Source organism: Sandaracinobacteroides sp. (genome assembly GCF_057137845.1).
In genome coordinates this window covers 1-5,977 of record NZ_DBNHFX010000202.1, presented here as the reverse complement: position 1 = coordinate 5,977, position 5,977 = coordinate 1, and the positions used below count along the sequence as shown (strand labels likewise).

The window sequence follows — 5,977 nt, the reverse complement described above, 5'->3', positions numbered from 1 at the left end:
GGCAATCGCTGCTGATCGCCGCCCTTCCACCGCTGATCGTGCTGTTGCTGCTGCTGGCGTTCCTGTCGATCGGTCGCCGGCCCGTCGACATCGACGCCATGGAAGAGCGCGTCACCGTCGCCACCCGTGCCGCCGGCGACCTGGAAGAACAGCTTGGCCGCATCCATTCGGCCCTCCTCGATTGCAGCGCCCGCGTCGAGGAACTGCGCACATCAACGGCCGCCGAAGGCGCCGGCCTTGCCGCAACGGCACAGGCGCTCGAGGTGGCTGCCGGCAACATGGCGCTGTCCTCGGCCGACATGGGGAAAGCCGCATCCGGCCTGCTGGAGATCGTGCCCGGACTGGCGGGGCAGGCGCGTGAGGCCGAAGCCGCTCTGCGGATCGCCGGCAGCGAAGCCCGCCGCCAGCTCGAAACCGTCGAGGCGACGCTGGCGCAGGTCGCCGCCCACAGCCGCGACGCCGGGCGGGAGGCCGAAACCATGGTTGGCTCGATGCAGGGCCTGATCGGCCAGATTGACCAGAACTCGGCTGAAACCACCAAGACCATCGCCAACCGCGCCTATACGCTGGATGCGGCGATCACCGGCGTCCTCGACCGGTCGGCCGAAGCGTTCCGCTCGATCGGCGATGCGTTGCAGGATCAGGCGCAGCGGGTCGAGCAGATGGTGGCGAACGCCCGTCACGAACTGGACGGCTTCGGCGCCGACGGCACACGGGTGCTTGGCCAGCGGATCGACGTGCTGCTGGGCGCGGCCAGCCAGTTGAAACAGCAGTTTCAGGAACATCAGGCGCTTTCCGACACGGTGCATGCCCATGCCGGCGCCAGCATCGACGCGATCGAAGGGCGGCTTGCGGGGCTGCGCAGCCAGCAGGCATCCGTCACTGAAACGATGCTGGCAGAAATCGGCCAGAATACGGCAGCGCTTGAAAGCAGGCTTGGCGATCTGGCGGAACGGCAGCAGCAGGCCGAAGCCGTGCAGACAGAACGCCTTGGCGCCGCACTGGCCGGGCTGGAAGCGCGGATGCACGAAATCGGCGCCCGCCAGAACGACGAAGCCGAGGCGCTGCACGGCCGCATGTCGGCGATGGTCGATGCCGTCGAACAACGGTTGCAGGCACTGAAGCAGGTGCAGCAGCAACTGGGCACCGACCTCGAGGCAGGCGCCGACGCGCTTGCAACCGGCATCGAGCACAAGCTGGACCGGCTGACCGACCGCCAGACAGACATGCGCACGCGCCTCGAACAGGACGCAACCGAGGCCGTGGCTCTGGTCGAGGCGCGCATTACCGAACTGCGCCAGCGCCAGAGCGAGGCCGCCGCCTCGATGCGCGAGGAAAGCGAGCAGGGCATCGCCGCATTCGGCGCCCGCCTGGCCGAACTTGGCCATGAAGGCGCGCAGCAGTTTCAGGGCATCGCGGCGCAGGTCGCCAGTGCGCTTTCGGTGCTCGACGGTTTGCAGGCCTCGGTGGCCGACCGGCAGCAGGCGGTCGAGGCGCTGCATGCGCGGATCGCCGGGCTGGATCCGGAATTCGCAGGTTTCGCCGACGGTGCGGCGGCGCGCCTTCCTGCTCTGGCTGATGGCTTCGACAGCCTTTCCGAACGTGGGAATCTGGTGTCCGACCAACTGGATACACTTGGCGCACAGATCGGTTCGCAGGTGGAATTGCTGCGCGACAGTTCCGCAGCATTCGAGCGCGATCATGCCGCAGTCGCGGACCTCGCGCGTTCGCTGGCCGGAGAGTTTGAAAACGCCCGCGCCATGGTGCAGGACATCCACGCCTCGACCGAGCAGACCGCGATCGCCGCTGCGTCGCGCATGGTGGAAAATGTGATGCAGGTCCGGCAGGCGGTGAACGGCACCGCCGGCGAAATCCGCACACTGCTTACCTCGGTCGTCGATGAAGCCGAAGCGGCGCTCGACGAACTTGCCTCGACCCGCGCCGAGGCGGCGTTCGGCGCACCGATCCGCTTGCAGATCGCCTCGCTCGAGGATGCATCGGTCAAGGCAGCCGAAGCCGCCGCGACCGCCTCCGAGCGCCTGAGCGGCCAGTTGGTCGATCTCTTGCGTGTAATCGCCGAAACCGAAGCGCGCGTCGACGAGGTGGATACCCGGATGGACGTTCGCGCCCGCGACACGCTGGCGGCGCGCTCGCTCAGGCTGGTTGACAGCTTGCAGGAAGCCTCGGTCGATATCGCGAAACTGCTGACGATCGACGTCGAGGACGGCGCGTGGGCGCGTTACCTCAGCGGCGACCGCAGCCTGTTCGCGCGCTCGGTCGTCCGGCTGGCCGACAAGGAAACTTCGCGCCGGATCCACCGCCACTACCAGCACGACGACGCGTTCCGCGAGGAAGCGTCGCGCTATCTGGAACAGTTCGGCGAACTGATCCGCCGCGTTTTGAAAGATCCGGACGGCGAGGCCTTCGCGCTGGTGCTGCTGTCCTCCGATATCGGCAAGCTGTATGTGCTGATTTCGCAGGCGGTGGGGCGGCCGATCGTCCAGTCCGACAGCTAGCCGCCGATCCCCGCCAGCCACGGCGGCGGGATCGCGCGCGAGGGCGCTTCAAGCTCAATCGCCAGCAGCATTGCAGCAAAGACCGGCGGCCCTGGCTCGATCGACGCCGCACAACGCCGCGCAGCGACAAGAAACCGCTGCCTGCCCGTCATCTGATAGAGGCGCAGATGCCGCAGGCCGCGCAGCAGCAGATCGGGCGTGCGAAATTCTGCGCCCGCCCGCCGGTCGAAGCCGCGTTGCGGAAACTGCCGGTGCGCCAGCGCCCATAGCCACGGCGAACCTGCCGGCAAGGCGGCAAGGCGGTTCGCCATGTTCGCCGGCAACGGAAACGCCCCCGAAGCACCAAGCGCCAGCGCCGGATGCAGCGCCAACGGGTTCAGCCTTAGCTGCAAAGCCTTCATCGACCGGCGCACCGCCTGCCGCAGCCGCCCGATGTCCAGCCCGCGTGTCGGCGCCCCTTCCAGCAGACACCCTGCGGCCAACAGCATCTGCTGGCGTTCGGCAAAGTCGGTAATCCGGCCTGCCGCCTGTGCGAACGCATCGATTGCCGCCTGTTCGTCGCGGCGGTCTCCGCGTGCGCGGGCAATCCCGGCAGCAACCGCCGCCGCCGCCCAGCCGGGGCCTGCGCCCTGCACCAGCACATCGGCCGCTGCCAGCAGCGCCGCATCCGATCGGCTGATCGCCGCGCGATAGCTCAGCCATGCCTGTTCGATGGGGGCAATGCCCGGCAGCATGTCGGCCACCCGCAGGCGATCCAGAACGGGTTCCAGCCAGTCCGCATGCGGCAAGGCCGGGCGGGGGATGCGGCTGGCGCGCTGAAACGCCCGCGCGAAGGCGGCTGTGCTGGTGAACCGTTGGCTTGCGCGCTTCGCCAGTGCCCGGTGCAGAACCGCCTCGACAGCGGGCCAAGGTTCGGCGCCGCGTTCGGCGAACGGCAGCGGCGGGCGGTCGGCGATCCGCGCCAGCAGCTCGCGGTTGTCGGCCGTCGGCTCGAAGGGGTACAGCCCGGTCAGCAGCATATAGGCAAGCACGGCCAATGCGTGCTGCTCGGACTGTGCCGTGGCGGCAGGAGGGAAGTCGCCGTGCAGCGATGCCTCGGCCAGTTCGGGATCGTGGAAATAGGGCACACCGGCCCGCGCCGGATCCTTTGCACCCGCAACACCGGCGACGCCTGCACGCCCCAGATCCAGCAGCGTTACCCGATCGTCCTCTGCGACCAGAATATTGCCGGGGTGAATGTCGCCGTGCACGAACCCGCGCGCGTGCAGGCGGGCATAGGCCGCAAGCACCGCGCCGACGATGCCCGCCAGCCGCTTCCGGGTTTGCCCGGCGCGCGCCTGCTGCGCCGCCACCGTGACCGATACACCCTCGCGCCACGCAAGCGCGAGCCATCGGCGCCCGTCCTGCACGCCATCCGCCAACAGAGCTGGAATATCCGGCCCGGCAAGTTCTGCCTGCAACGCCGCTTCGTGCGAAAGTGCAGCCGCGCCATGGCCGTCGCGCGCCACCTTCAGCGCCGCACGGCGGCCATCCGCCATGCGCACACGATAGAGTTCGGTGTCGTTCAGCGAGCGGACCAGCGCTTCGACCTCCATTCCGGCGAACGCCTCGCCAGCCGCCAGCGTCGGCTCGACCGCCAGCGCATCGGCAGACGCCGCATCGACGAGGATGCGGCCGCCAATGCAGGAAACCAGCGCATCGAAACTCAGGTCGAGCATGGCCTGCGGATCCTGCCCGTTCGACCGGCTGAACCGGTGCACGGCATCGGTCAGGCGGCTGGGGGTGCGGAATTCGGCCAGCAGCATGGCCAAGGCCGGCGCGACCTGCCGCGTGGTCACGCGAAAACCGGGGCGGGTGACGACGATCGCGTTGCCGCGCACATGGCCCAAAGCCTCGCGCAGGCGCGGCGCAAGGTCGGCCACCGGCAGCAGCCGGGCATCGGCCGGCAGCAGCAGCAGCGTCGTCGCCAGGTCCAGCCCGGCGGTCATGGCGGCGCGCTGGCGAACAGCGCTGCGTTCGCCGTCCAGCCGTCGGTGTCGATCCCGGCAGCGCTGGCCGTTGCAAGCGCACCCGTCACTGCGTCGGCACCCGTCGCCTTGCGGGCGGCCAGCAGATGTTCGGCAAGGCGGCGCGTCACCCAACCGCGCCAGCTTTGCGGCTCGCCATCGGCCGGCGGGTCGAACCCGTGCGAAACCAGCCCGTCGTCGTCGCGCCCGGCAAAACGGGCGGTGAAGGGCACGCCTTGCGCCGGGCACCCGCGCAGGGCAGCGGATATGGCGGCGGCAACCGCCTGCATGTGCGCCTCGTCGTCGAAATAGGCGACGATCTTGTCGGGCCGCAGCAGGCCGTCGAGGCCGCGCCCCACCTTGAATGCCCTGACTTCGTGGCGCGCGAACAGGCCGGCCAGCAGCGGAAAGGCCGCCGCCAGTGCTTCGGGGCGCGGGCTTACATAAACCTTGAACCCCGCGTGCGGCCGATCCCCGGCCGCCTGGTGCGAAAAGCTGAGCCAGCCCGGATAGGTTGCGCCATCATAGCTTTCGGCAAGGCAGCGCCGGGCCGATCCGGTGCTCGCCAGCCCCAGCACCGCCATCGGTTCATCACCGGCGCCGAAATCGCGCACGATCACGTCGGTGCAGGGCACCGTGCCATAGCGATACAACCAGCGCGCCGCATCCGCAGCATCGGCGAATGGCCGCCGTGCAGCCAGATGCAGCGCGTGGCGTGAAAGCGCAGCCGGATCCATCTGGCCCGCCCGACCGTTCGCGACTAGTGACCGAGCGTCTTCAACGCCCCTTCCAGTTGCTCGCGCACCACCCCGACATCGGCGCCGTGCGGCGTCTGTGCCGCGATCGCCTTGTCGACATAGGCCACAACTTCCGCAAGCTGCTTCTTCAGCCGTGGCAGTTCGGTCACGCGATGCAGGCCGAGGCCGGTGTGGACGACCGGGGTAAGCGGCGTCGGGATGCCCTCGAATGTCTTGTCGGGATCGACGAGGCCGACAGCCCCGCCGCCACCCCCGCTCATCGCCGCATAGGCAGCGCTTGCCACCACGGCCGAACCGATCTCGCGGATAGCGGTCCGCAGCGCCGGATTGCCGTCTGGATCGCCATCGAGAAATGCGCGGCCGATCGAATCGAAGTTCTTGTTGCGCATTGCGTCAATCACCGATCCTCGAACCAGCTCCAGAATGGTGACGTTCACCAGAATGCTGGCAATCGGTGAAATCGGCGAGGGCGGTGTTTCCCCATCGGGGCCAGGCAACCACGTCCCGGCACCTGCACCACCACCGACACTGATGACAAGATCCTTGATCACGAAATCGCGCTTAACGAAATTCTTCGCCATCTTCTGTCCCCTTCCTCGTTCGCGGCTTGCTACAAAACGCGAATAGTTGAATCGCAGGGACCCTGATCTTTGGACGCTACTCCTGACCGACCTTCAAATTGTTACGATCTGTTAAC

Annotated in this window: 4 protein-coding genes; 1 reads left to right on the top strand and 3 read right to left on the bottom strand. The window is 68.1% G+C overall.

Annotation, left to right across the window (positions count from 1 at the left end; genetic code table 11):
• Positions 1–2,516, top strand: a 2,516-nt coding sequence (locus AC16JP_RS11225) for a coiled-coil domain-containing protein (protein ID WP_484340704.1), incomplete at its 5' end; no start/stop codon positions are given.
• On the opposite strand, the gene AC16JP_RS11220 is transcribed toward AC16JP_RS11225, so the two are convergent.
• Genes AC16JP_RS11220 through AC16JP_RS11210 form a run of 3 tightly spaced genes read right to left on the bottom strand, consistent with a single transcriptional unit; the run spans position 2,513 to position 5,861 of the window.
• Positions 2,513–4,504 carry a protein kinase domain-containing protein gene (locus tag AC16JP_RS11220; protein WP_484340703.1) on the bottom strand — a complete coding sequence of 664 codons (1,992 nt, stop codon included), beginning with the start codon at positions 4,502–4,504 and terminating at the stop codon, positions 2,513–2,515. The two genes, AC16JP_RS11225 and AC16JP_RS11220, sit on opposite strands and share 4 nt — an antisense overlap.
• Positions 4,501–5,259: a hypothetical protein gene (locus AC16JP_RS11215; RefSeq protein ID WP_484340702.1), complete on the bottom strand. Its 759-nt coding sequence runs from the start codon at positions 5,257–5,259 to the stop codon at positions 4,501–4,503. The genes AC16JP_RS11220 and AC16JP_RS11215 overlap by 4 nt, the downstream gene beginning before the upstream one ends.
• Positions 5,260–5,282: 23 nt before the next feature.
• Positions 5,283–5,861 carry a hypothetical protein gene (locus AC16JP_RS11210; protein ID WP_484340701.1) on the bottom strand — a complete coding sequence of 193 codons (579 nt, stop codon included), beginning with the start codon at positions 5,859–5,861 and terminating at the stop codon, positions 5,283–5,285.
• Positions 5,862–5,977 lie beyond the last annotated feature (116 nt).